19 protein-coding genes and 1 pseudogene are annotated in these 20,656 nt (G+C 53.0%); 12 read left to right on the top strand and 8 right to left on the bottom strand.

Features of this window, described 5'->3' with window-relative positions; translation table 11 throughout:
- Window positions 1-7: 7 nt before the first annotated feature.
- Together CC94_RS0117705 and CC94_RS0117700 are read left to right on the top strand one after the other, a co-directional pair.
- Window positions 8-679 carry a heavy metal response regulator transcription factor gene (locus tag CC94_RS0117705; protein ID WP_005372060.1) on the top strand — a complete coding sequence of 224 codons (672 nt, stop codon included), beginning with the start codon at window positions 8-10 and terminating at the stop codon, window positions 677-679.
- A complete protein-coding gene (locus CC94_RS0117700) occupies window positions 660-2,069 on the top strand; it encodes a heavy metal sensor histidine kinase (RefSeq protein ID WP_005372059.1) in 1,410 nt (469 codons plus the stop codon). Before CC94_RS0117705 ends, CC94_RS0117700 begins: the two co-directional genes overlap by 20 nt.
- A 181-nt stretch (window positions 2,070-2,250) precedes the next feature.
- Here the strand turns inward: CC94_RS0117700 and CC94_RS0117695 are convergent, their stop codons facing one another.
- Both CC94_RS0117695 and CC94_RS0117690 read right to left on the bottom strand, forming a co-directional pair.
- Window positions 2,251-3,141, bottom strand: coding sequence for a ribose-phosphate diphosphokinase (locus CC94_RS0117695; RefSeq protein WP_005372058.1), 891 nt, complete (start codon window positions 3,139-3,141; stop codon window positions 2,251-2,253).
- Window positions 3,142-3,145: 4 nt separating this feature from the next.
- Window positions 3,146-4,681 carry a thymidine phosphorylase family protein gene (locus tag CC94_RS0117690; protein ID WP_005372056.1) on the bottom strand — a complete coding sequence of 512 codons (1,536 nt, stop codon included), beginning with the start codon at window positions 4,679-4,681 and terminating at the stop codon, window positions 3,146-3,148.
- A gap of 177 nt (window positions 4,682-4,858) precedes the next feature.
- Between CC94_RS0117690 and CC94_RS0117685 the strand changes: the two genes are divergently transcribed.
- Window positions 4,859-5,446: a DNA-3-methyladenine glycosylase I gene (locus tag CC94_RS0117685; protein WP_031431676.1), complete on the top strand. Its 588-nt coding sequence runs from the start codon at window positions 4,859-4,861 to the stop codon at window positions 5,444-5,446.
- Between the two features lie 6 nt (window positions 5,447-5,452).
- Complete coding sequence (locus CC94_RS0117680; protein ID WP_031431675.1) at window positions 5,453-5,893, top strand: VOC family protein; 441 nt, start codon at window positions 5,453-5,455, stop codon at window positions 5,891-5,893.
- Between the two features lie 313 nt (window positions 5,894-6,206).
- On the opposite strand, the gene CC94_RS21770 is transcribed toward CC94_RS0117680, so the two are convergent.
- Window positions 6,207-6,998 (bottom strand): LysR family transcriptional regulator, encoded by a 792-nt coding sequence (locus CC94_RS21770; protein WP_245619784.1) that lies wholly within the window; start codon window positions 6,996-6,998, stop codon window positions 6,207-6,209.
- Window positions 6,999-7,120: 122 nt separating this feature from the next.
- On the opposite strand from CC94_RS21770, the gene CC94_RS0117670 reads away from it, so the two are divergent.
- The 3 genes from CC94_RS0117670 to CC94_RS0117660 all read left to right on the top strand — a co-directional run bounded on the left by CC94_RS0117670 (window position 7,121) and on the right by CC94_RS0117660 (window position 9,706).
- Complete coding sequence (locus tag CC94_RS0117670; RefSeq protein ID WP_031431674.1) at window positions 7,121-8,191, top strand: alkene reductase; 1,071 nt, start codon at window positions 7,121-7,123, stop codon at window positions 8,189-8,191.
- 11 nt (window positions 8,192-8,202) lie between these two features.
- Window positions 8,203-9,030 carry a pirin family protein gene (locus CC94_RS0117665; protein WP_031431673.1) on the top strand — a complete coding sequence of 276 codons (828 nt, stop codon included), beginning with the start codon at window positions 8,203-8,205 and terminating at the stop codon, window positions 9,028-9,030.
- Window positions 9,031-9,100: 70 nt separating this feature from the next.
- Window positions 9,101-9,706, top strand: a complete 606-nt coding sequence (locus CC94_RS0117660; RefSeq protein WP_031431672.1) for an isochorismatase family protein — start codon at window positions 9,101-9,103, stop codon at window positions 9,704-9,706.
- Window positions 9,707-9,897: 191 nt separating this feature from the next.
- Here the strand turns inward: CC94_RS0117660 and CC94_RS0117655 are convergent, their stop codons facing one another.
- Window positions 9,898-10,515, bottom strand: coding sequence for a recombinase family protein (locus CC94_RS0117655; protein WP_031431671.1), 618 nt, complete (start codon window positions 10,513-10,515; stop codon window positions 9,898-9,900).
- A gap of 176 nt (window positions 10,516-10,691) precedes the next feature.
- Between CC94_RS0117655 and CC94_RS23250 the strand changes: the two genes are divergently transcribed.
- Window positions 10,692-13,733, top strand: coding sequence for a Tn3 family transposase (locus CC94_RS23250; RefSeq protein WP_084675380.1), 3,042 nt, complete (start codon window positions 10,692-10,694; stop codon window positions 13,731-13,733).
- A 133-nt stretch (window positions 13,734-13,866) separates the two neighbouring features.
- On the opposite strand, the gene CC94_RS0117645 is transcribed toward CC94_RS23250, so the two are convergent.
- Window positions 13,867-16,674, bottom strand: a complete 2,808-nt coding sequence (locus CC94_RS0117645; RefSeq protein WP_245619783.1) for a TonB-dependent receptor domain-containing protein — start codon at window positions 16,672-16,674, stop codon at window positions 13,867-13,869.
- A gap of 70 nt (window positions 16,675-16,744) precedes the next feature.
- Here CC94_RS0117645 and CC94_RS25555 point away from each other — a divergent pair.
- A pseudogene (locus CC94_RS25555) lies at window positions 16,745-16,870 on the top strand (DUF29 domain-containing protein); the annotation flags it as partial.
- A gap of 137 nt (window positions 16,871-17,007) precedes the next feature.
- Here the strand turns inward: CC94_RS25555 and CC94_RS0117640 are convergent.
- The 3 genes from CC94_RS0117640 to CC94_RS0117625 all read right to left on the bottom strand — a co-directional run bounded on the left by CC94_RS0117640 (window position 17,008) and on the right by CC94_RS0117625 (window position 18,447).
- Window positions 17,008-17,307, bottom strand: coding sequence for a transposase (locus CC94_RS0117640; RefSeq protein WP_169740972.1), 300 nt, complete (start codon window positions 17,305-17,307; stop codon window positions 17,008-17,010).
- Between the two features lie 196 nt (window positions 17,308-17,503).
- Entirely contained in the window at window positions 17,504-17,659 is a 156-nt protein-coding gene (locus CC94_RS24855; RefSeq protein WP_245619782.1) for a hypothetical protein, read from the bottom strand.
- Window positions 17,660-18,096: 437 nt separating this feature from the next.
- Window positions 18,097-18,447 carry a hypothetical protein gene (locus CC94_RS0117625; RefSeq protein ID WP_005372047.1) on the bottom strand — a complete coding sequence of 117 codons (351 nt, stop codon included), beginning with the start codon at window positions 18,445-18,447 and terminating at the stop codon, window positions 18,097-18,099.
- A gap of 122 nt (window positions 18,448-18,569) precedes the next feature.
- On the opposite strand from CC94_RS0117625, the gene CC94_RS23865 reads away from it, so the two are divergent.
- From CC94_RS23865 to CC94_RS0117610, 3 genes are read left to right on the top strand one after another with little or no spacing between them, the layout of a single operon-like run.
- Window positions 18,570-19,385, top strand: coding sequence for a hypothetical protein (locus CC94_RS23865; RefSeq protein WP_005372046.1), 816 nt, complete (start codon window positions 18,570-18,572; stop codon window positions 19,383-19,385).
- Complete coding sequence (locus CC94_RS0117615; protein ID WP_005372045.1) at window positions 19,382-19,561, top strand: hypothetical protein; 180 nt, start codon at window positions 19,382-19,384, stop codon at window positions 19,559-19,561. The genes CC94_RS23865 and CC94_RS0117615 overlap by 4 nt, the downstream gene beginning before the upstream one ends.
- Before the next feature lie 4 nt (window positions 19,562-19,565).
- Window positions 19,566-20,648, top strand: coding sequence for a phage/plasmid replication protein, II/X family (locus tag CC94_RS0117610; RefSeq protein WP_031431666.1), 1,083 nt, complete (start codon window positions 19,566-19,568; stop codon window positions 20,646-20,648).
- Window positions 20,649-20,656: the final 8 nt, after the last annotated feature.

The following is a 20,656-nucleotide window of genomic DNA, read 5'->3' as shown; positions in this document are numbered from 1 at the left end:
CTTTACTATGCGCATTTTGATTGTCGAAGACGAAAAGAAAACCGCCGCCTATTTGCAAAAGGGGCTGAGCGAACACGGTTTTGTGGTCGATAGTTGCCACGACGGCGAAGAAGGCTTATTGCTGGCCGCGACCGTGGAATACGACCTGATCATTCTCGACGTCATGGTGCCGTTACGCGACGGCTGGTCGGTGCTAGCGGAATTAAGACGGCGGGGCCGGAAAACGCCGGTGTTGTACCTGAGCGCGCGCGATACGCTGGACGATCGGGTCAAAGGCCTGGAACTGGGCGCCGACGATTATTTGGTCAAGCCGTTTGCGTTCGTCGAATTGCTGGCTCGGATTCGCTCGATTTTAAGACGTGGGCCGGTGCGTCAGGCGGAGCACTTGCAATTGGCCGATTTGTCCCTGGACCCGATCCGGCATAAAGCCTATCGCGGCGGGCAAGCGCTGGATTTAACGCCTAAGGAATTTACGCTGCTGGCCTTATTCATGAACCGGCCCGGTGAAGTCCTGTCGCGGACGCTGATTGCCGAACAAGTGTGGGATGTCCGTTTCGACTGCGACAGCAATATCATCGATGTCGCGATACGCCGCCTGCGGCAGAAGATCGACGATCCGTTTCCGCAAAAACTGTTGCATACCGTGCGCGGGATCGGCTATGTCCTTGAACAGCGTTGATCCTGCTCGCCCCTGGTCGATGACCGCCCGATTGACGGGGCTGTTCTCGTTGGCGGCATTGCTGATTTTTCTGGGCATCGGCTTTTATTTGTACCGGTCGTTGACTGAGACTTTTGCGCAAGACAATCGGCAGTTTTTATTGAAGGAAATCCAGTTACTGCAAAACGTATTGGCGGAGCAGCCGCTGAATTTGGAGCGTTTGGCCGACGAACAACGGGAAGGACTGGATTTGCCGACCGGCGAATATTACTCGCGTATTCTGGATGAGCAAGGACATAACCTGAGCGAAACGCCGGGGATGACGGCATTGGCTGCGATGCTGCAATTTCCTCGGCATTCCGGATCGCAACCAGGCAACGAAACAATCCAAGCGCTGCCCGACGGCCGGTACTTTATGCTGATGACGGCAATCAGCAATGCAAAGCCAAAGCATACCGTCCAGATTGGCCTGGACATTTCCCATCAAGCCGCCTTGCTGACCGAATACCGGCGCAATCTAGCGGCGACCCTGCTGATCGGCTTGCTGTTTTCCGGCTTGTCCGCGTTGGCGGTTGCACGACGTGGACTGAAGCCATTGGCGATCATGGCCCGCCATATGGAAGGCGTGACCGCGGCCCAGCTCCATGAGCAATTGGTATCGACCGATTATCCCCGTGAGCTGTTAGACCTGGCTGTGGCCTTTAATGCGATGCTGAGACGCTTGGACCAGTCGTTCGCGCAATTGCAGCAATTTTCCGCCGATTTGGCTCATGAGCTGCGCACGCCGGTCAATAACCTGACCGGCGAATGCGAGGTGATACTGGGCCAGCCGAGAAGTGTCGGCGAATATCGCAACATCCTCGAATCCAATCTGGAAGAATACCGCCGCTTGGCGCAAATCATCGAAACCCTGCTGTTTTTGGCCAGAGCGGACAACACCGAAATTGCGTTGCATAAAATCGGTCTGGACGCGCGCGCCGAGATCGAAGCGGTTTGCAGTTATCTCGACGCATTGGCGGAAGAAAAGCGCATTTGCTTGCTCTGCCAGGGCGAAGGCGAGCTTTATGCCGATGCCCAATTATTTAAACGGGCCCTCAGCAACCTGCTGGTCAACGCCATCCAACACACGCCGGTCAACGGCGAAATCCGCATTTCCATTCAAACAACGGATGACGGCGGCGTCGATATTCGGCTGCAAGACAACGGTTGCGGGATTGCCGCCGAGCACTTGCCCAAGTTATTCGACCGCTTTTACCGGGTGAATTCGGCCCGCTCCGGGGAAGGCTGCGGTTTAGGGCTCGCGATTGTTAAATCGATTATGGAATTGCATCGCGGGCGGATCACGATTACCAGCGAGTTAGGGGAGGGAACCCTGGTTACACTGCATTTTGTACCTGACCGGAGGAATTAAAGTGTGCTGCGACTGTGTCAATACAACCCAAAAATTTGGCGAGAAGTTTTGACACAAGAGGATATTAAACCGAAATTGCGAGAAGGGGTGGTTGGAGTACTGAATGATTCAAGGGAAGCTGGAAGCTTTGTCAGACACGCATAATCAAGACCTTAGCGAACCCTGAGTTCTGGATAAGCCCTTATGCCTGAATCCCGTTCAACATTGCCTCGACCGCGTCGGCCAGTAAGCCGTCGAGTAGAATGGAGGAGGTGGGATGATCGATGCTGTCGGTGCTCCAGAGCGTTTTTACGCCGGCATTGCGAATCACCCGCTCGGCGTCGCCGCAAAACAGCGCATGGGTCACCACCGCATAAATTTCGGCCGCGCCTTTTTCCTTCAGCAATTCCGCCGCCTTAGCCAGCGTCCTTCCGGTGCTGGCCATGTCGTCGACGATTACGACCGGCTGCTTGCGGTAATCGGCGTCGGGCAGTTGCAAGGTCACTTCGGTATCGCCGAGACGGATTTTTTCCGCCACCCGGAAGGCAAAGCCGGTCATTCCGGCGAGCGCTGCCGTCCATTGCCGCGATTCGCTGTCCGGACCGAGCAATAAAGCCGTACCGAGTTTTTGTTTCAGAAAGGCGGCGATCGGCGCGGTCGCGTTCAAACTGATGGCGTGATCGAGCGGTATGGCCTGATTCAGGCGGTCGATCCGGTGCAGATGGGGATCGACCGTAATCACGTCGTCGAACAGATCCGCAAGCCAGCGGCCGATATGCCGCTGGCTGACCGCCACACCGGGCCGGTTCGCGAAATCCTGCCGCATATAGCAAAGATAAGGCGCGATCAGCGTCAGGCGTTTGACGCCGAGTTCCCGCGCCGTGCGGGCGCCAAGCAATAACTCGATCAGCTTGTCGTTCGGTTGGTTCAGGCTGCGGCAAAACAACACCCGTTCCGGCAATTCGGAGGGCAGGGCGACGAAGCTTTCGCCGTCGGGAAAATGGTGGACTTCGACTTCGGCAAGCGGCAGCCCGAGGCGCGCCGCCAGGCGCTGTGCCTGCGGCAGATAGTCCGAAAAGGCCAAGATCAGCATGACGTTAAAAGGTGATCAGCGGTTTAAGCAGCTCGGCGTTACTGCCCAACGTATAGCCGTCGTTCTGCATTGCCAGATTTTGGGCGAAGTTGAAGTCGGCCGGGAATTCCGCATGGATTCGGTACAGTATTTCGCCTTTTTTGACCGGGCTGCCCAATTTTTTCAACAGATCGACGCCGGCCCGTTTCATCATCGGCGCGCCGGCCATCCGGGCGATTTTGGCCATCTGCAGATTGTCGATCTCGGTCACGATGCCGTCGCTTTTGGCGGCCACTTCGTGGCACAGCGAGCCGGGACTGAAATCGACCGGTTTCGGACCTTGCGCCTGGATGATTTCGTTCATTTTCGCGCAGGCCCGGCCCGATTCGAGAATGTCGCGGGCGATCGCGTACCCCTGGCCGCCGCGCACGTCGGGATCGAATTCGATGATGCGTCCGGCCAATTGCAGCGCTTTCTGGCGCAAATCGGCCGGCGCCTCGGGATCGTTTTGCAGCACCAGCATCACGTCGCGGGCTTCCAGCGCCGGACCGATGCCGCGCCCGATCGGCTGGCGTCCGTCGGTGATCATCACTTCCAGATGCAGGTTCAGCCGGTCGCCGACGAATTCGAACAGCTTGCGGAGAGCCAGCGCCTGCCGCATTTGCCGGACTTTCGCCGAAGGCCCGACCGGGATATCGACCAGCAAATGCGTCGAGCCGGCCGCGAGTTTCTTGGATAGAATCGAGGCGACCATCTGGCCTTGGGAGTCGATCCCCAGCGGCCGCTCGACCGCAATCAGCATATCGTCGACCGGCGCGAGCCGGGCAGTGCCGCCCCAGGCCAGGCAGCCCCGCTCGCGGCGCACGATGTCGTGCAGTTGCGTGGGGCTCAGATTCACTTCGCAGAGCATTTCCATCGTGTCGGCCGTGCCTGCCGGCGAAGTGATCGCCCGGCTCGAAGTTTTCGGAATCAACATGCCGTGCGCGGCCACGATCGGCACCACCAGCATCGAGGTCCGGTTGCCGGGAATGCCGCCGATACAGTGCTTGTCCGCCACCAGAGGTTCGTCCCAGTGGATCCGGTCGCCGGATTGCAGCATCGCGCGGGTCAGATACAACAGTTCGTCGCGATCCAGGCTGTTTTGGCCGGTTGCGACTAAAAATGCCGCGATTTCCATCTTCGAATAACGGCTTTCGACGATGTCGTCGGTAATGCTGTCGAAATCGGCCCGGTCGAGCCGTTCGCCGTTGATCTTGCGGCGCACCGCATCCATCGATTTGGGTGGCTCGGCATGATTGACGGTGACCATGCTGCCTTCGACACAGTTGAATTGCTGGAAAGCCTGTTCAGACAAACCGAGTTCTCCCGACTGTACGATCGAAGCATCGTCGACGACATTCAACACCGCCAGGATCTTGATGCCGTTCAAACTGATCTGGATTTTGGACAGCGCCTGAAAACCTTCCGCGCGGTAAACTCCGCATTCGCGGTGCATATAGGCCACGTTTTCATGATAGGTATCGATCGCGATACGGCGAAGTTGCAGAGTGTCGATGCTCATGGACGCGTTTTCGTTCGAGTGGAAAACGATAATGCGTTTTAACGCACCGATTGTCAACTGCGCCGATCTTTACACCCAGGGTCCCGGATGGCATAGTATCCGCCTTAATGAAGCTGACGGCCGGAGTTTGTTTGTTCGAGCTTCCGCTGGGCGAATCGGATAAGTTTCTTTTGGTCGATGAACAAATGCAAATGGGCGCTGAGCAGCCCGCAAATGGAGAATTACCACGATGCCGAATGGGGCGTGCCGGTCCACGACGACCGCCTGTTGTTCGAATTTCTGGTACTGGAAGGCGCGCAGGCCGGGCTGAGCTGGTCGACGATTTTGCACAAGCGCGAAAATTATCGGCAGGCGTTCGATCATTTCGATCCCGAAACGGTAGCGCGCTACGATGAACGCAAGATCGAGAAACTTTTGCAAAATCCGGGCATTATCAGAAACCGGTTGAAAGTTGAAGCGGCTGTGGCCAATGCGCAAGCCTTTCTGCAAGTTCGGGAGGCATTCGGCAGTTTCGACGCATATCTCTGGCGCTTCGTGAATGGCGAACCGGTCAATCATTACTGGAAGCGCCACGATGAGCTGCCGGCTTCGACGCTGATTTCCGAAATCATGAGCCGCGACCTGAAGAAACGCGGCTTCAAATTCGTCGGGCGCACGATTTGCTATGCCCATATGCAAGCCACCGGCATGGTCAACGATCATACGGTCGATTGTTTCCGCCATGCCGAAATTACCCGTCTTTATCATTCGCAAGACAAGGAGTGAACCGCCATGCGTTTTTTACACACAATGATCCGGGTCCGTAACCTGGACGAGTCGCTCGATTTTTTTTGCAACAAACTGGGCCTGATCGAAGGCAGAAGAATGGAGAGCGAAGCGGGCCGGTTCACGCTGGTCTATCTGCATGCGCCGCTGGATTCCGCGCAGTCGCAAACGATGCACTCGCCGGAAATCGAACTGACCTACAACTGGGATCCCGAAGTCTATACCGGCGGACGCAACTTCGGCCACCTGGCATTCGAAGTCGACAATATTTACGAAACCTGCCAAAACCTGACGAATGCGGGCATCGTGATCAACCGGCCGCCCCGCGACGGGCATATGGCGTTCATCCGTTCGCCGGACCAGATATCGATCGAGCTTTTGCAGAAAGGCGGCCCGCTGTCGCCGCGGGAACCCTGGGCGTCAATGACGAATACGGGAACCTGGTAAAATTCGGATATACGGGTGCTAATCAACAAAAGGCTCTAAAGTTTCACGAGATTTATCCGTTAATTCAGCTATGATAACGACAACCGTCAGTGCAATGAGCAAAAAACCGTTGAGGTAGCTGTCAAAAACCGACCCACAGCCGCCGCATACCAGTAAAGAGTTTAGGTCAGCTGCTAGTTATTTAGCGGACATTCCTTTAATCCAGCTACGAAAGCTTACGCTCAACCCTGGCTAGGGCAATATCTATTGCCTAAGTGGTCACGCAAAAAGTCGATAAAGCGTTGCGTCTTGGCTGGCAACAATCGCGTCTCGGTCATTGCATAGACGGGGATGGGAGTGTCCCCTCCCAACAGGGAAGAATACGGCGCAACAGCCCCTTATCCACGACCTCAGCGGCGATTTCCTCAGGCAGGACGGCGATCCCAAGATCGAGTATGGCCAGTCGCCGGATCAAGCCAACGCTATTCAGTTGAAACCGGCCGCCGACGGCTACCTCAACCGACTCATTCGCATTGTGCAATGTCCACACATTGGCCTTTGCCGTTTTGAATCCGATGCATTCGTGCTGCGCCAAATCGACTGGATGAGCAGGTTCGCCAAAATTTTCAAGATAGCGTGGTGAAGCGTAGAGATAGCACGCCAAGTTGGCCAACCGATGCGCAATCAGATTCGAGTTCGGTGGGTTACCCATGCGGATGGCGACGTCGAAGGGCTCGGCCACGAGGTCAACCAGCCGAGGCGTCAGGTCAAAATCGAAGCTGATGCCAGGATATTGGCGAGCGAATTCCGCAATCAGTGGCGCCAGATAGATATTGGCAAAATCCACCGGCAGTGAAGCGCGCAATACGCCGCTCGGCTGAGCCAACATCTCCCCAAGCTGTTCATGGGCTAGTTTCGCCTCATCGACGATACGTTTGCAACGCTCGAAATAAATCTGACCAGCCTCCGTCAACTCGATCTTGCGTGTTGTTCGGTGCAGCAGCCGCAGTCCAATGGCTTTTTCCAGGGCACTGATACGGCGAGATACCGTGGAGTTGGGTATCCCGACTGCCTCAGCGGCATTCCGAAAGCCTCGCGCTTTGACGACTTCGACGAATAAAGCCATGTCATTTAAAAGTTCCACTAGCATTGCTCCATCAATGGATCAAAGATTTCGATTTTACCTACTTTATCCTGAATTGGCTTAGGTAGATAATGTTTCGACTTTAAACCACTAAGGAGCGCAACATGAGCCAACTTTTTAACCCCGTTCGCATTGGTCGCCATACGCTGCCAAATCGCTTGGTCATGGCACCGATGACTCGGTCGCGCGCTGACGACGACGGAATCCCTAGCGACCTAGTCGCCCTCTATTACGCTCAACGTGCCAGCGCCGGTTTGATCATCACCGAAGGTGTCTTCCCGTCGGCCATGGGCAAGGGCTATGTGCGCACGCCGGGAATAGCGACCGATGCCCAGGCCACCGCCTGGAAAAAAGTGACTGAGGCCGTCCACGCCAACGATGGTCGTATCTTCATGCAACTGATGCACTGTGGCCGTATCTCGCATCCATCTCTGCTGCCGAATGACGCACAACCCGTCGCGCCTTCCGCCATCAAGCCAGCCGGCCAGACTTGGACAGCCAGCGGCTTGCAGGACTTTGTTACACCCCGCGCACTCAACCTGGACGAGATTGCCGGTGTAATCGATGACTACCGCATGGCTACCCGCCGCGCCCTAGAGGCCGGTTTCGATGGTGTCGAGCTCCACACTGCTTCCGGCTATTTGCCTGAACAGTTTCTGTCTTCCGGCAGCAACCAGCGGCAGGATCAATACGGTGGTTCTGTGGCGAATCGTGCCCGCTTTGTGCTGGACGTGCTGGGCGCAATGGTCGCCGAAGCCGGCGGGGATCGCGTCGGGATCAAGATTTCCCCGGAAATGAACTTCAACGACATCGTCGATGCCAATCCTCAGGAAACTTATACTTACCTGGTCGATCAACTACGTGAACTCAATCTGGCTTACCTGCACGTCGCACTGTTCGGTGCCAAAATCGATTACCACGCCCTGTTGAGCCCACGCTTTAACGGTGCTTACCTGATGGGTGGTGGTCTTGACCAGGCAAGCGCTGAGGCGATTCTGGCCGATGGCCGAGCCGACGCGACGGTGTTCGGTAGTGCCTTCCTGGCGAACCCCGATCTGCCCGAGCGATTCCGCCAAGGCGTGGCACTCAACACCCCGGACAAGAACACGTTCTACACGCCCGGTGCCCAAGGCTACACTGATTACCCGTTGTTGAACGGAACGAACGCTAATTGAGGAATACTGTCATGAGCAATATCGCCCAACTACACCCCATGAACATCGGCAGAGGCTTTCGTGCTTACTTCCTACGAGGTGGCGAGATGGCCGAACCGATCGACCCCTTTCTCGGCATCGATCATGCCTGGATCAGTACGCCAACCTTCCAGCCGCATCCCCACGCGGGTTTTTCAGCGGTGTCCTACCTGTTTCTCGACTCGGAAACCGGGATCGATAACCGGGATTCGCTGGGGAATCGTAACCGCATTCAGCCAGGCGGTCTCCACTGGACGGCTGCCGGTCGCGGGGTCGTGCATGACGAAGTTCCTGCCGAAATCGGCAAGACCGTGCATATGTTGCAAATTTTCGTCAATCTGGTGGTTGAACGGCAGAACGCCGAACCGTTTGCGTTGAGCATTGAGCCGTGGGACGTACCGATTGTGCAGTTGCCCGGAGTGAAGGTCCGCGTACCCCTTGGCTCCTTTGGTGAAGCACGTTCCTTGCTGCATCCACCGACGGAGGTTTGCCTGCTCGATATCTCTCTTGATGAGGGGGCCAATCTGTCAGTGCCAGTCCCGACCGGCCATAGCGCTTTCATCATGCCGATCTTCGGCACACTGGAGATTAACGGCGAATCCTTTGATGCCAACGAACCCAAGCTGCCCGTGTTTCCGGCTCAGGCAACGTCTCGTGAAATTACGCTGCAGGCGAAGCACGGCAATGCCAAGGTCGTCCTGTTCTCCGGCTTGCCGTTGCGCCAACCGGTGCATTGGCAAGGGTCGTTAGCGTTGGCGTCAGCCGAAGCGCTAACTGCGAGTTTTGCCGCTTATCAACGTGGGGAATTCGGCTCACTTTGACTCATTGGGGCTGGTAGGCAGCTCCCCGTTTACGGGCACGTCGCCCTGGATATTCTGTTAGGAGAAACCGATGAATTACGAAAAATTTAGTGCTGACAATGCGGCTCTGCTGTTGATCGACCATCAGGTCGGCACCATGCAACTGATCAAGAACATCGACCGCGAGCTTGCCGCCAAACAGTCGATTGCGCTGGCCAAGATGGCGAAGATTCTGAACATGCCGGTCGTCCTCACGTCCAGCCAGGAAAATAACGCCCAAGGCCCGCTTCTTCCGGAAATCGCCGAGATCCTGCCAGAAGCATACGAGGCACGGATCAAGCGCCCCGGCGTGGTCAATGCCTGGGCCTATCCGGACTTCCACAAAGCGGTGCTCGCCACCGGGCGCAAGCAACTGATCATGGCGGGTGTGACCACCGACGTGTGCCTCATCTTTCCGGCGATTGACGCTGCGCGTGAAGGCTTTGCCGTGCAAGCCGTGATGGATGCTTCGGGCTCGCCCAGTGACCTTTCCGAAGAATTCTCGCGTCAGCGCATGCACGATGCAGGCGTTGTGCTCACCGCGACCAACACGCTCATGGCGGAAATCGCGCAGGACTGGTCGACCCCGACCGGGCAACAGCTGATCGGTTTGTTATTCAGCGATGTGTTTCCGGCCCTTGGCGCCGGCATCGCCTGAGTCTCGCCAAAGACAACTGTATCGTGCAAGACGTATCATCGGCCAAAATGGCTGATGACATTGCCTTGCGGAGGATGGAGCGCGGGTAGGCAAATTTGCCTACCCATTATCTGCGATTGACGGCTTATGGAAATTGACTTGTCATTCAGTTTGCACATGCATATGCCTGAATTTGGCCGATAGCTGCTTTACTACTGGTCAACACCCAACACCCTTTTACCATAATCTCTTAATGCACCATTGGGCGCAAGGTATCGATAGAGGGTTGGCTTGGTGATACCCAGCTCTTTGCAAAGTTCGGAAATAACGGTTTCTTTTTGACCCATTGCCGATTGAGCTAATCTTACTTGAGCTTTAGTTAAAGCGAATTTTGCACCGCCTTTTCTCCCTCTAGCTCTGGCTGCCGTTAAAGCCGCTTTTGTTCGTTCACTAATCAATTCCCGTTCAAATTCTGCCAAAGCAGCAAAAATTCCAAAAATCAACTTTCCACTGGAAGTGGCGGTATCAATATTAGCCCCTTGTCCGGCCAATACTTTAAAACCGACACCTTTTTCGGATAAGTCATGAACGGTAGTCACCAGATGCTTTAGATTCCGGCCCAGTCGGTCGAGTTTCCAAACGATCAAAACATCACCCGCCCTTAACGCCTTTAGGCAGGCTAACAAGCCTGGACGTTCGTCATTCTTGCCGGATGCGTAATCACTATAAATATGATCGGGCGTGACACCATGCACTATTAGTGCGTCGATTTGAGGATCAAGAACTTGAGAGCCATCCGATTTTGAGACCCGTGCATAGCCAATTAACATAGTTTTACCCGTTTCATAAACGACTGTTTGTGTAACTCATTTTGTGACAAGGTTTACAGCGGATTAAACGGTAACATAATAAGTTAATCTAACAAAGTAACATAAACATGATAAATTGTATGTGAAACTGCGGCGGCGCAGAAACTGTATTTGTTTTCATGGCAAAATAATTTTAGATGCCCAGAATTAAGATTCTCAACACCACCGAAAAAAACGACTTTGAATCGCCGCCGGTGTTTAATAGTGTTGAACGTCGGCGATTCTTTACCCTACCGCAAATGCTCAATGAAGCAATGGAGAACTTGAAGTCTCCAACCAATAAGGTCTGTTTCGTGGTGACGGCAGGCTACTTCAAAGCTAGGCATCGATTTTTTGCTCGACAGTTCCATCAAACGGACATTGCGTATGTTGCCAGGCAAATAGGCGTACAGACTGATGACGTTGATACGAGCGTCTATGACAAGGCGAGCTATCTTCGCCACCAACGCATTATTTTAAATTACTTCGGTTTTACCCTATTTGATACTGCCGCAAGGGTATTTGCCAAACACGAAATTTTAATCATGTTGCGCGTCCAGTTCAGGCCAAAAATAATTTTACTGGACACCATACAGCTATTGACGCGTAAGGAAATTTCCCTGCCTAGCTATAACGTACTGGCCGCTTTGATTGTCGAAGCGATTAATGAGCATCAGCACGGCCTAAACAAAATCATTGAAAACAGTCTTAACAAAGTCCAGCAAGACATGCTTGATGCCTTACTGGAAAAGGCAACAGGCTCAGGTTCTGATGATAAATGGCGTTATCAAATTACGCTGCTTAAAAAAGCGTCCCAATCGACCAGACCATCGAAAATCAAAGCCAATCTTGCTGATCTACAGAATTTGATGGCACTTTATCTCGAATTTAAACCCGTAGTGAATCAGCTCGGTTTAAGTTATGAATGCTTGCGCTACTACGCCTATTCCGTTGTTAAAGCCCAGATTCACCAGGTTTCTCGCCGGGCAAAGGAGGATCGTTATTTACATTTGATTGCTTTCATTGTTTACCAAACTCTGAAACTGCAAGACATGTTAATTGATGTCCTGCTGTTGGCCGTCCAATCCGCGATCAACGCCACCTATAATGAACATAAGGAAATCTGTTACCAAGAGATAGAAAGCCGGAATCAGTCCGTCACACAATTGGTTGACGGCCTGCAGAACGATTTCATAAGCACCCTTGGTACGATCAAAGCCATCATTGCTGATGCTGGATTAACCGCAGATCAAAAAGTGGTGGCAATAGAGGTGGCCATTAATCGGCCAGCATCCAAAAAAACTGGTATCGAGCAGCGAATCAACGATTTCAAGGATGAGCTAACCACTCTTCAGCAGCAGGGCATCGGTTACTATGACTTACTCGAAAAACGATCTCTCAAACTACAAGGTCGCGTTGCCGATATAGTGCGGCAGGCAATTTTTGATTCAAATTGCGGCAAGCCATTGTTACTGGAAGCCATTGTGCATTATCAGAAAAGATCTGGAAATATCGACAAGCAGGCACCGATTGCGTTTTTAACGCCGGAACAGCGTAGTTTGATAGTCGCTCAAGACGGCAAGTTTCGGGTGTCTCTGTATAAGGCGCTACTTTATCTTGCGGTTGCGGATGCTGTCAAATCCGGCGTTCTCAACCTGCTTCATTCAGAAAAATATCGTTCCCTGGATGATTATATGATCCCAAAAATCGATTGGGATGCAAACCGGGATGAATACATGCAACGGGCAGAATTAACCCGCTATTCTGATTGCCAGGCAACCTTGAAAGCGTTATCGCAGGCCGTTGATTTCCGTTATGAGGAAACCAATAACCGCTTTATAGCCGGCGGCAATCCATACCTGACGTTTCGGAGTAATGGTACATTCCATGTTTCGACACCCAAGCTTGAGGAAGTGGATAGCTTGGCATTAGGTAGCGTATTTCCGGAGCGGAAATACATCCCCTTGCTTGAAGCGTTGGCAACGGTTAATAACGCAACCGGGTTTCTTGAAGAATTTGAACATTGGCAGATGAAGCGCCGGCACCCCAAGCCGGCTAGGAAGGTTTTCTTCGCAGGAATCATGGCCTACGGTTGCGATATCGGTTACCGCAAACTGGCGCAAATTTCCAAGCAGATCAATGAAAATGAGTTGGATAACACGCTGAATTGGTATTTTTCGTTAGCTAACGTCCAAAGCGCGAATGACCGCATTTTACAATTCATGGATAAAATGGAGATACCGGATATTTACCGGAATCAAGCCGGCCAGTTGCACACCTCCAGTGATGGGCAAAAAGTCGGGGTGTCTGTTGATTCACTCAACGCCAACTATTCCTTCAAATATTTGGGGAAAGACAAAGGCGCAAGCGTAATCAGTTTCATCGATATGCGCCAGATGATGTGGCATTCAATGGTTATCAGCTCTGCTGAGCGCGAAGCCCCCTATGTGATTGATGGTCTGATGCACAACGATGTTATAAAAAGCGATATTCATTCAACGGATACGCATGGTTATTCAGAAGTGATATTTGCCGCCACTTTTTTCCTGAACTTCACGTTTGCACCTCGCATCAAAGGACTGGGCCGCCAGAAGCTGTATGCGTTCAGGAACGGAAAAACGAAAACCACGGGGCAAGACACCCAGGGCTTTAAACCTGATCGCTATATCAATGAGGAAATTGCTAGCGTCCAGTGGGACGAAATGTTGCGGTTTATAGCGACAATTAAGCTAAAAAGAACGACAGCTTCACAGCTTTTCAGGCGATTGAATTCCTACTCTAAGCAGCACCCGCTTTATAAGGCATTAAAAGAATTTGGCAAGATTCCTAAGACGCTGTTTATCTTGAAATATGCAGACGACCTTGAATTCAGGCAAGCGATTGAGAAACAACTTAATAAGGTCGAGGGGGCGAATAAATTGTCCAAGGCGATTTCACTGGGTAATGATCATGCATTCGCTCAAGGTGAAAAAGAAGACCAGGATATTGCGGAAGGCTGTCGCCGACTAATCAAAAATACCCTTATATGTTGGAACTATCTTTATCTTGCAAAGGAACTCGGTAAGGATAATAACGAAGAGCGTAAAAAGGAACTCATGGAGGCCATCCGAAACGATTCCGTCATGCGGTGGAGCCATTTTAACTTGCAGGGGGAATATGATTTCTCGGATGAAAAAATGGTTGATTCCATCGGGTTGTAAGCTCTCACAAAACTGCCATTAAAAGCAGTCAGAATTTGAGAGATCAAAAATCGTCTATAGACCATGGTGGTCAAGAGGTTAGCTAAAATCCCGTGAAACTTTAGAGCCTTTTGTTGATTAGCACCCATATACCTTAAAATTTCGCCGTAAAGCCTAAGCGAAAGCTGATCGGTTCCACCGGATGAAAATGGAAATCATCCACCCCGGCAAGGCTTTCACCGGGCAGGCGCGATGGGTAGAAATAGGTAATGCCATCGTCTTTACGGTTCAACAGGTTGAATACTTCCGCCTGGAAACTCAGGTTCTGGGTCACCTCGTAACCGAGTAGGGCGGAGACCAGCAGGGTGGCTTCCGAACGGCGGCCGCCGCTTTCATCCAGGGAGCGCGGCCCGAAATAGCGGAGCCGGGGGCCGCCAAAAAAACCGCCGTGGATATTATGCAATGTCGTTCCGGCGGCGATCACCGTTTCTATCGAGTTCGGGATGTGATTGCCGATGCCCGGTTCGCGGTCACGGAAACGCGCACGGGAGACGCTGACATCGGCATCGAAAGTGATCCAGTCGGCGGGGGAGTAATAGTTGGCGAATTCAAGTCCGTAGCGGCGGCTCGGGCGGCTGGCTTCGGTGGTTCCCGCATCCCCGACAAAGACCAGTTCCGAATCGAGATCCAGCCACCAGAGCGCCAAGGTGCTTTGCAATCCCTTCAGCCAGGTCGAACGTAAGCCGATTTCCGCGCCATAGGTCCGTACCAGGGGAGAGGCGCGATCGACGGCTGTGCCGCTGGCCGGGTCGATGCGGGTGTTGATGCCGCGGGCATCGTTGCTGTGATAGCCGAGGCCGCCATTGAGATAAAATTCCGTTTCCATCCAAGGACCTAAGACAACCCCGAGTTTTGGGCTTACCAAACCGTCATAGCGCTCTCCGGTATTTTGACTAATATTGCTCTGGCTGACGTCAAAGCGAAAGCCGTCGAAGCGCACCCCCGTGCTGGTACGCAGCCAGCGATTCCATTGGGTTTTATTTTCCGCATAAGGGCTGAGACTGGTCACCCAGAGAGTGTCTTGGCGAGTCACCGCGTATTGGTTTTGGGCGTGCGTCTTGGTTAACCCGTTTTGAATGTTGTCGTTACGCAGTTGTAAGCCCAATGTCGTTTCGGAGTCGATAGCGCCCCATTTATGGAACCAAGTGTGGCTGCCCTTGAAACCGGTCGTCCAGCGATCATCGGGCTGTCCGAACTGGTCGCCGCAGGTATTGAAAATGGCGGGATCCATTTTTTCGCCCGGCGATGAGGGCAAGCCCCTGCAACCTTGGGGATTGTTGACCTCATTGTTATCCAGAAAGAAGGTAAAGTTCGAAAACAGATTCAGCGTGGAATAAATGCCGTAAGCCATTAACCGGGTTTCACTCCGGTCGTCCCGGCGATGCCACTCCCCGGTCACGCTGTAACGCTGGCTATGGCCGCCATCGGTCGGGTCGATGGCGCCAAACCGGCCTATCATTCCCTGGTCTACCGCGCGCCTGGCGATCTGATCGGTGGACCGCCAGTCGGCCTTCGTCGCCATGCCGGTGAGGCTCCAGCCACGATCGGTAGCCTCTCGGCTATAGCGCAACAGGCCGTTGAATTTCAAATAGTCATTGCCTACGCCCCATGGGCCGTTATTGTGAACGGTTTCTCCGGCATACAATAAATGACCACCGCCCAGCTTTTGAGACCCCGCCGCCAGTCCCCGGTAGTAATCAAAGCTGCCGCCAGTAAACTTGAGAAGCTGCCGGGGCAGGTCTCTAACATAATGGATGTTGGCGGAGCCGGTACTGGCGAAGTCGCCGTTTTCGGCATAATAATTGCCTTTTTTATATTCCAGCGTTTCGATTAACTCGGGAATGAGGAAATTGGTATCGGTCCAACCTTGGCCGTGCGAATGAGATAACTGGTTGACCGGAACGCCTTCAATCTGGGTCAGAAAATCGGTGCCGTGGTCGAGGTTGAATCCCCGCAAGAAATATTGATTGGCTTTGCCTTCGCCGCTGTGCTGAGTCGCGATCAGGCCGGGGACGGTTTCCAAAACCTCGGCCGGCCGAGTGATCGGTCGATATTGAAGCTGGGCTTGTCCCACATTGCCTTGCGAGGCGCTGTCGGCAATGCCTATTTGCGAATCGGCCCGCTCCGTCACGACGATTTCATCAAGCTCTACACTCTCTTTTTTACGAGTTTTCGATTCAGCTTCTATGACGGCTTCATTGGCCTCAACAGCGGCATTATCCTTTTCCCGAGCATGAACGCTGCTGCCGAGAAAACAGGCAGCCATGAAAATCACCAGGCGAGCGGTCAGTATGCCTGCACCGTGCAGCAGCAGCGTCGCCAGCATGAAACCCAAAGCGAAGGAAACGAGGCCGGCCGAAGCGGGCATTTCCTGGCCGTGCGCGTAGCCATGGAAAAAGGCGAAAAAACCGACGATGAATAAACTGACAGTGGCCCGGAAACGGATTTTTCGGACGATCAGCACGCCGAAAACGAGTACAGAGAACAAAATCATCGTTTCCGCTCCCGGCACGGATAGGCCCATCACTCCAGCAAGACCGCCGAGACTCATGACGCCGACAAAAGCGAGCGGAAGCTGCCAAATAGTCCGGCCCCGCAGTTGCGCAGCCCATATACCGACCGCCAGCATGGCCAGAAGATGATCCCAGCCATGCAGGGGATGATTGAAGCCGTCGGCCCAACCGTTCATACCGCTACTGCCCGTATGAGCCTGAACGAGAGTAGGTGCTAACCATAACGCCAAAAGAAACAGCGCTCTGCGATGGATTATGTTATTTCGGCAGGGCATTGGATAATCTCCTGAGAGTTTGCTTACAACCTTCCCAACAAGCGCGCCAAGAAAACCAAATAGGCCAGTTGCAAACCTGGTATCGAGCTTACAGCACATTGGAAATTTGGGCAAGATTAGCGGCGGCACGGCGCGTGAATGTGGTTAAGGCGTCCGCCCGGTATAGTATTTCAACGCCCAAAAGCGTGGTCGTAGTTGGTCTTTGACCCTTCGCGAACAGCGTTTACGGTTCGTTAAGCTGTTGAATGATAATCCTGGACTCAATTCCCTACTATCAGAGCGTCTGCAGTCCGCTTTGAGCTTGCCGTAGTCCTTGGACGATGGATCAAATTCAGGAAGCCGAGACAGGCCGGGCACTTTTCCCGGCCTGATAGCGCGTTGATATGCCGGCGGATGTGATAAAACTGGGATTACAATTACAACGCCGTATCGACCAGAGTAATCGCACTAAGCGCCTAGAAAAAAGTCAGCTTGTAAATCCCCAAATCCTTCGCCAATTTCATCGATGGCCTGTTCCAGTTCATCTGGCGTATACAGTTTGAATTTGAGCCATTCATATTTCATCTTGTGCCAAAGTAGCTCAATCCGATTCAGTTCAGGACTGTACGGTGGCAGAAAATAAAAGCGCATGCCTTTTTCTTCCAAGAGGTCCCAGTAAGGTTCCAGTTTTTTGGCAGTATGGATGGACGCATTGTCCAAAATGACCACCAAAGGCTTGCTGACTTTCGCCCATTGATGCTCTGCCACCATTTCGCCAGGACTAACTGGCCCGACGACAGCAGAGCCCCGATCACATTCAGTCGCCGTCCCCGTTTCGCCGTGATGGCATGGGGTTTGCCCTTTTTCGTCCAGGCCGACCGATTCGGGGGGGGCTGTGTGAACCCGGCTTCGTCGACATAAGCGAGTTCGATCTCGCCAGCCTTCGCTTGGACGATGAGCTCGGCTATGTCGCGTTGGGCTTGCTCGAAACGTTCGGGATCCCGCTTTTTTTTAAACTGTAGCGCGTCCGTTTCCACACATACCCCATCCGTTTCAGTTCGTTACGCAAGGTATTGGCGCCGAGACGAATGCCGCCTTCGGTTTCCAGACGGTCGACCAATAATACCCGGCAGGTTAACGGTTCGGCCTCGATCTACGCCTTTAACCGCGCCCGGTGTTCCTCATTCAATTTGCAAGGGGCGCCGCTGCGCGGTTGATCGGGGAGACTGGCGAAACCGGCTTTGAACCATTTGCGCCGCCGTTCCCGGATCGTCTCCGGCAACACCCCTTGCTTTTCCGCCACATCGAATGTCGTCTTCCCTTCGGCGAGCAGCAGAATCGTTTTGCCCGCTTTCGTTCTCGCCAGTCGCTGCCTTTCTTAATCAAGTTTTGTAACAACTCTCGTTCGGCGTCGGTCAGCTCAACACGGACAACTCGCATTTTCTTCCTGGGCTATCGGGGGTAAATTCTTAAATTTTATACGCAAGCCAACTTGCTTGACAGGACCAAGCGTATAAAACGAGCCATTTGCAGAGATAACGATTCGGTAGCCTAAATTTAACATAATATACATACTCTGTCTGTTAGATTTGCTTCGGCTTTAGTCGGGTAGGTCGTCCATATCATCAAAGCTAACAGGAGGCCTGCCGCGATTCCTGCCTTTTTTCCGAGGGCTTTCCAAGCCTCTTTTACACTGCCTTCGCTCCGGGCCATTGCCGCCGCAATTAAGACCTCTCCGGGTTCAATCTCTAACAAATCAGCTACTTTTACCGCTGTTTCGTCGGACATTAGCCCGCGTTTTCTGATTACTGAAATTGTCGATTGGTCAACCTTCATGGCTTTTGCGACTTTGTAATCACTCCCGAGTTTTTCTTTTAAATCATCAAGATAGTTAATAATTGTTTTCATAGTCGACTCCATTGAATGACGTTTCGATAACTATAGTCTTGACATTGTTCAAAGCATAGATAATCATTATGTCAAGCATGACGTTCTGTCATGTATTTTCTCAGCCACATGGAGCCCAAACCATGAATTTCAAGAAAACCGACGTTGCTACCGTCCTTTCCGTTTTTGTTTCCGAATTTTCTGATTATTGCAATCATGCCTTGATTGGTGGTTTTTCTCTTTTTGATGATTTGTTCTTTGCTGAGAATTGCTTACGTCGCGAAGCCGACCGCATGAAGCATTATGTTCAGGGCGTTGTTCGCTTCCTGATTCAAACGAATAATGCTGAACCGGGTCAATACGATCATTATTTTGAGCTTATTGACTCCGTTCTCGATGCCACACTTAAAACTTTGAAATCCGAACCGGACGACTTTGGGCGTCCCTCTGCCGGCGCGTCCGGTGCTGCTGTAGGGCAGGGGGACAATTCCGAATGCAATGAACGCAATGAGGGTTTGGCCGTTTCTACCCATGAAAAAACGGCCATTTCTGACCACATCCCGGATGATGCTTACACCGTCGATCACGTAGAACCCGATCCAGACGCCTGCCCCGACTGCTACGGCACCGGCCTGGACTTCACCCACCACGCCGATTTCTGCCATTGCGTGAGCTGCAAAATCACGCATCAACCGGGCAATGCTGCGTCGTCGGCTCTCTTCAACCAATCATCGTTTAGGGCAGGGATCATGGGTACTTACCGTGAAGAACTCGAATCCCTTCTTACTCGATGCCCTAACATCAAAACTTGGGACCATATTCGCGTCGTTGCCTTTAAAACGGTCCTTAAAGAATCTCTTTCTGCCCTTAAATCTGTCCATTCTTCAGAGGCCAAATTTAAAAGCTTTCTCGTCGTTTTATCTGGTTATTACGAGGATTCAGCGGGGCATAACTCATGATCCTGCATACCCCCAAATCTCTGTTTACCGAAGAACAACGCCAGTCCATCCTCTACGGCCCTTTCTTCAATGGCGTGGACGTTCCCCTGAAGTCCCTTCTTCAAGTCAAAATCGAACAGTCTTGGGCCAGAGAACAGGCCAGACGCCAAGCCGCCGCATCGGGAACCAAGGTGTAATCTCGTGTTGATCGACTGGATCACCGCTTACGTTTCTCTCGAAACCATCGGCCAGGAGCACTGGGAAAAACTCCGCCTCCTGACCGAACGCGTGATTCGCTTCAAGCCGTCCGACACCTCCCACGACGCGGACGATTGCTACTTCCTGATCGACCGTGATACCGTCGTTTACGAAACTGCCGCCTGGGAATCCGTCCGTTCCGATTCCCATCAAATTGCTTTCCGCGTCGGTTCTGATGCGCTCTGGATACAAGGCTCCCCGGCCCGCGTGTGCGGTTCCGGCGATGCCGTATTCGGCGAAGGGGCCGCTGCCGCGCTAGACCTCTCCGGCTGCGTTCATCGGATGGCGGCTTTTGTCTCACAAAAGCTCGCCATTCCGCTTTTTTTCGAAGACAAGGATTGGCACGTGACCCGGATCGACCTGACCGGCAATTTACTGCTCGACTCCGTCGATGATGTCCGCGAAGCCTTGCGTATTCTCCGTAACTGCGAGGGTGGCCGCTATCGCGTCAGCCAACAGGCTGGCGATACCGTTTACTGGTCCCATTGTTCCCGCCTGCGGAGTGGCAAAGCCTACGCCAAAGGTCCCCATATTCGCCATCAGCTCAAACAAGAGAATTATACCGGGCGCATGTACACGCTTGATGAACAAGCCCTCTTAGACCGCCTCCTTCGCCTGGAGCTAAAACTTGGCGCACAGTGGATACGGGAGCGCGCCGGCGTTCCGTGGTTTCGCTTGAACAAACAAGACTTAACTGATGAATGGGAAAGCTACTTTTTCCGCATGATTGGAGCTGCTGACATGCACACGAACGACGACGTAAAAGAACGCATCTTGGCGGCGGCCAAGACCGAAGGGCGGGGAAAAGCCGCTTATCTGTGCTTCCTCTTCATCCAGGAACATGGATGGGAAAGAGCAAAGAGCGAATACCCTCATAACACATGGTATCGCCATTTACGAGTGATCCGCGATGCCGGCCTCGGCGATGCCGACATTGCCGCCGGTAAGGTGGTCCCCTTGCGTCGCCGTATTATCGAATGCCAGAACGTCCAGTCCTGGCCTCATCTTTTTCAACTCGCTGCTTAGGAGCTGCA

It is taken from the genome of Methylomicrobium agile (genome assembly GCF_000733855.1).
In the GTDB taxonomy this organism is placed as follows: Bacteria; Pseudomonadota; Gammaproteobacteria; order Methylococcales; family Methylomonadaceae; genus Methylomicrobium; species Methylomicrobium agile.
The sequence above is the reverse complement of the archived record's forward strand: the minus strand, read 5'-3'. Positions and strand labels throughout refer to the sequence as shown.

What these genes read in the sequence shown, in the direction of transcription:
- CC94_RS0117705 (WP_005372060.1), top strand. Translation starts at nt 8, where the DNA reads ATGCGCATTTTGATTGTCGAAGACGAAAAGAAAACCGCCGCCTATTTG.
- CC94_RS0117700 (WP_005372059.1), top strand. Translation starts at nt 660, where the DNA reads ATGTCCTTGAACAGCGTTGATCCTGCTCGCCCCTGGTCGATGACCGCC.
- CC94_RS0117695 (WP_005372058.1), bottom strand. Translation starts at nt 3,141, where the DNA reads ATGCTGATCTTGGCCTTTTCGGACTATCTGCCGCAGGCACAGCGCCTG.
- CC94_RS0117690 (WP_005372056.1), bottom strand. Translation starts at nt 4,681, where the DNA reads ATGAGCATCGACACTCTGCAACTTCGCCGTATCGCGATCGATACCTAT.
- CC94_RS0117685 (WP_031431676.1), top strand. Translation starts at nt 4,859, where the DNA reads ATGAACAAATGCAAATGGGCGCTGAGCAGCCCGCAAATGGAGAATTAC.
- CC94_RS0117680 (WP_031431675.1), top strand. Translation starts at nt 5,453, where the DNA reads ATGCGTTTTTTACACACAATGATCCGGGTCCGTAACCTGGACGAGTCG.
- CC94_RS21770 (WP_245619784.1), bottom strand. Translation starts at nt 6,998, where the DNA reads ATGGCTTTATTCGTCGAAGTCGTCAAAGCGCGAGGCTTTCGGAATGCC.
- CC94_RS0117670 (WP_031431674.1), top strand. Translation starts at nt 7,121, where the DNA reads ATGAGCCAACTTTTTAACCCCGTTCGCATTGGTCGCCATACGCTGCCA.
- CC94_RS0117665 (WP_031431673.1), top strand. Translation starts at nt 8,203, where the DNA reads ATGAGCAATATCGCCCAACTACACCCCATGAACATCGGCAGAGGCTTT.
- CC94_RS0117660 (WP_031431672.1), top strand. Translation starts at nt 9,101, where the DNA reads ATGAATTACGAAAAATTTAGTGCTGACAATGCGGCTCTGCTGTTGATC.
- CC94_RS0117655 (WP_031431671.1), bottom strand. Translation starts at nt 10,515, where the DNA reads ATGTTAATTGGCTATGCACGGGTCTCAAAATCGGATGGCTCTCAAGTT.
- CC94_RS23250 (WP_084675380.1), top strand. Translation starts at nt 10,692, where the DNA reads ATGCCCAGAATTAAGATTCTCAACACCACCGAAAAAAACGACTTTGAA.
- CC94_RS0117625 (WP_005372047.1), bottom strand. Translation starts at nt 18,447, where the DNA reads ATGAAAACAATTATTAACTATCTTGATGATTTAAAAGAAAAACTCGGG.
- CC94_RS23865 (WP_005372046.1), top strand. Translation starts at nt 18,570, where the DNA reads ATGAATTTCAAGAAAACCGACGTTGCTACCGTCCTTTCCGTTTTTGTT.
- CC94_RS0117615 (WP_005372045.1), top strand. Translation starts at nt 19,382, where the DNA reads ATGATCCTGCATACCCCCAAATCTCTGTTTACCGAAGAACAACGCCAG.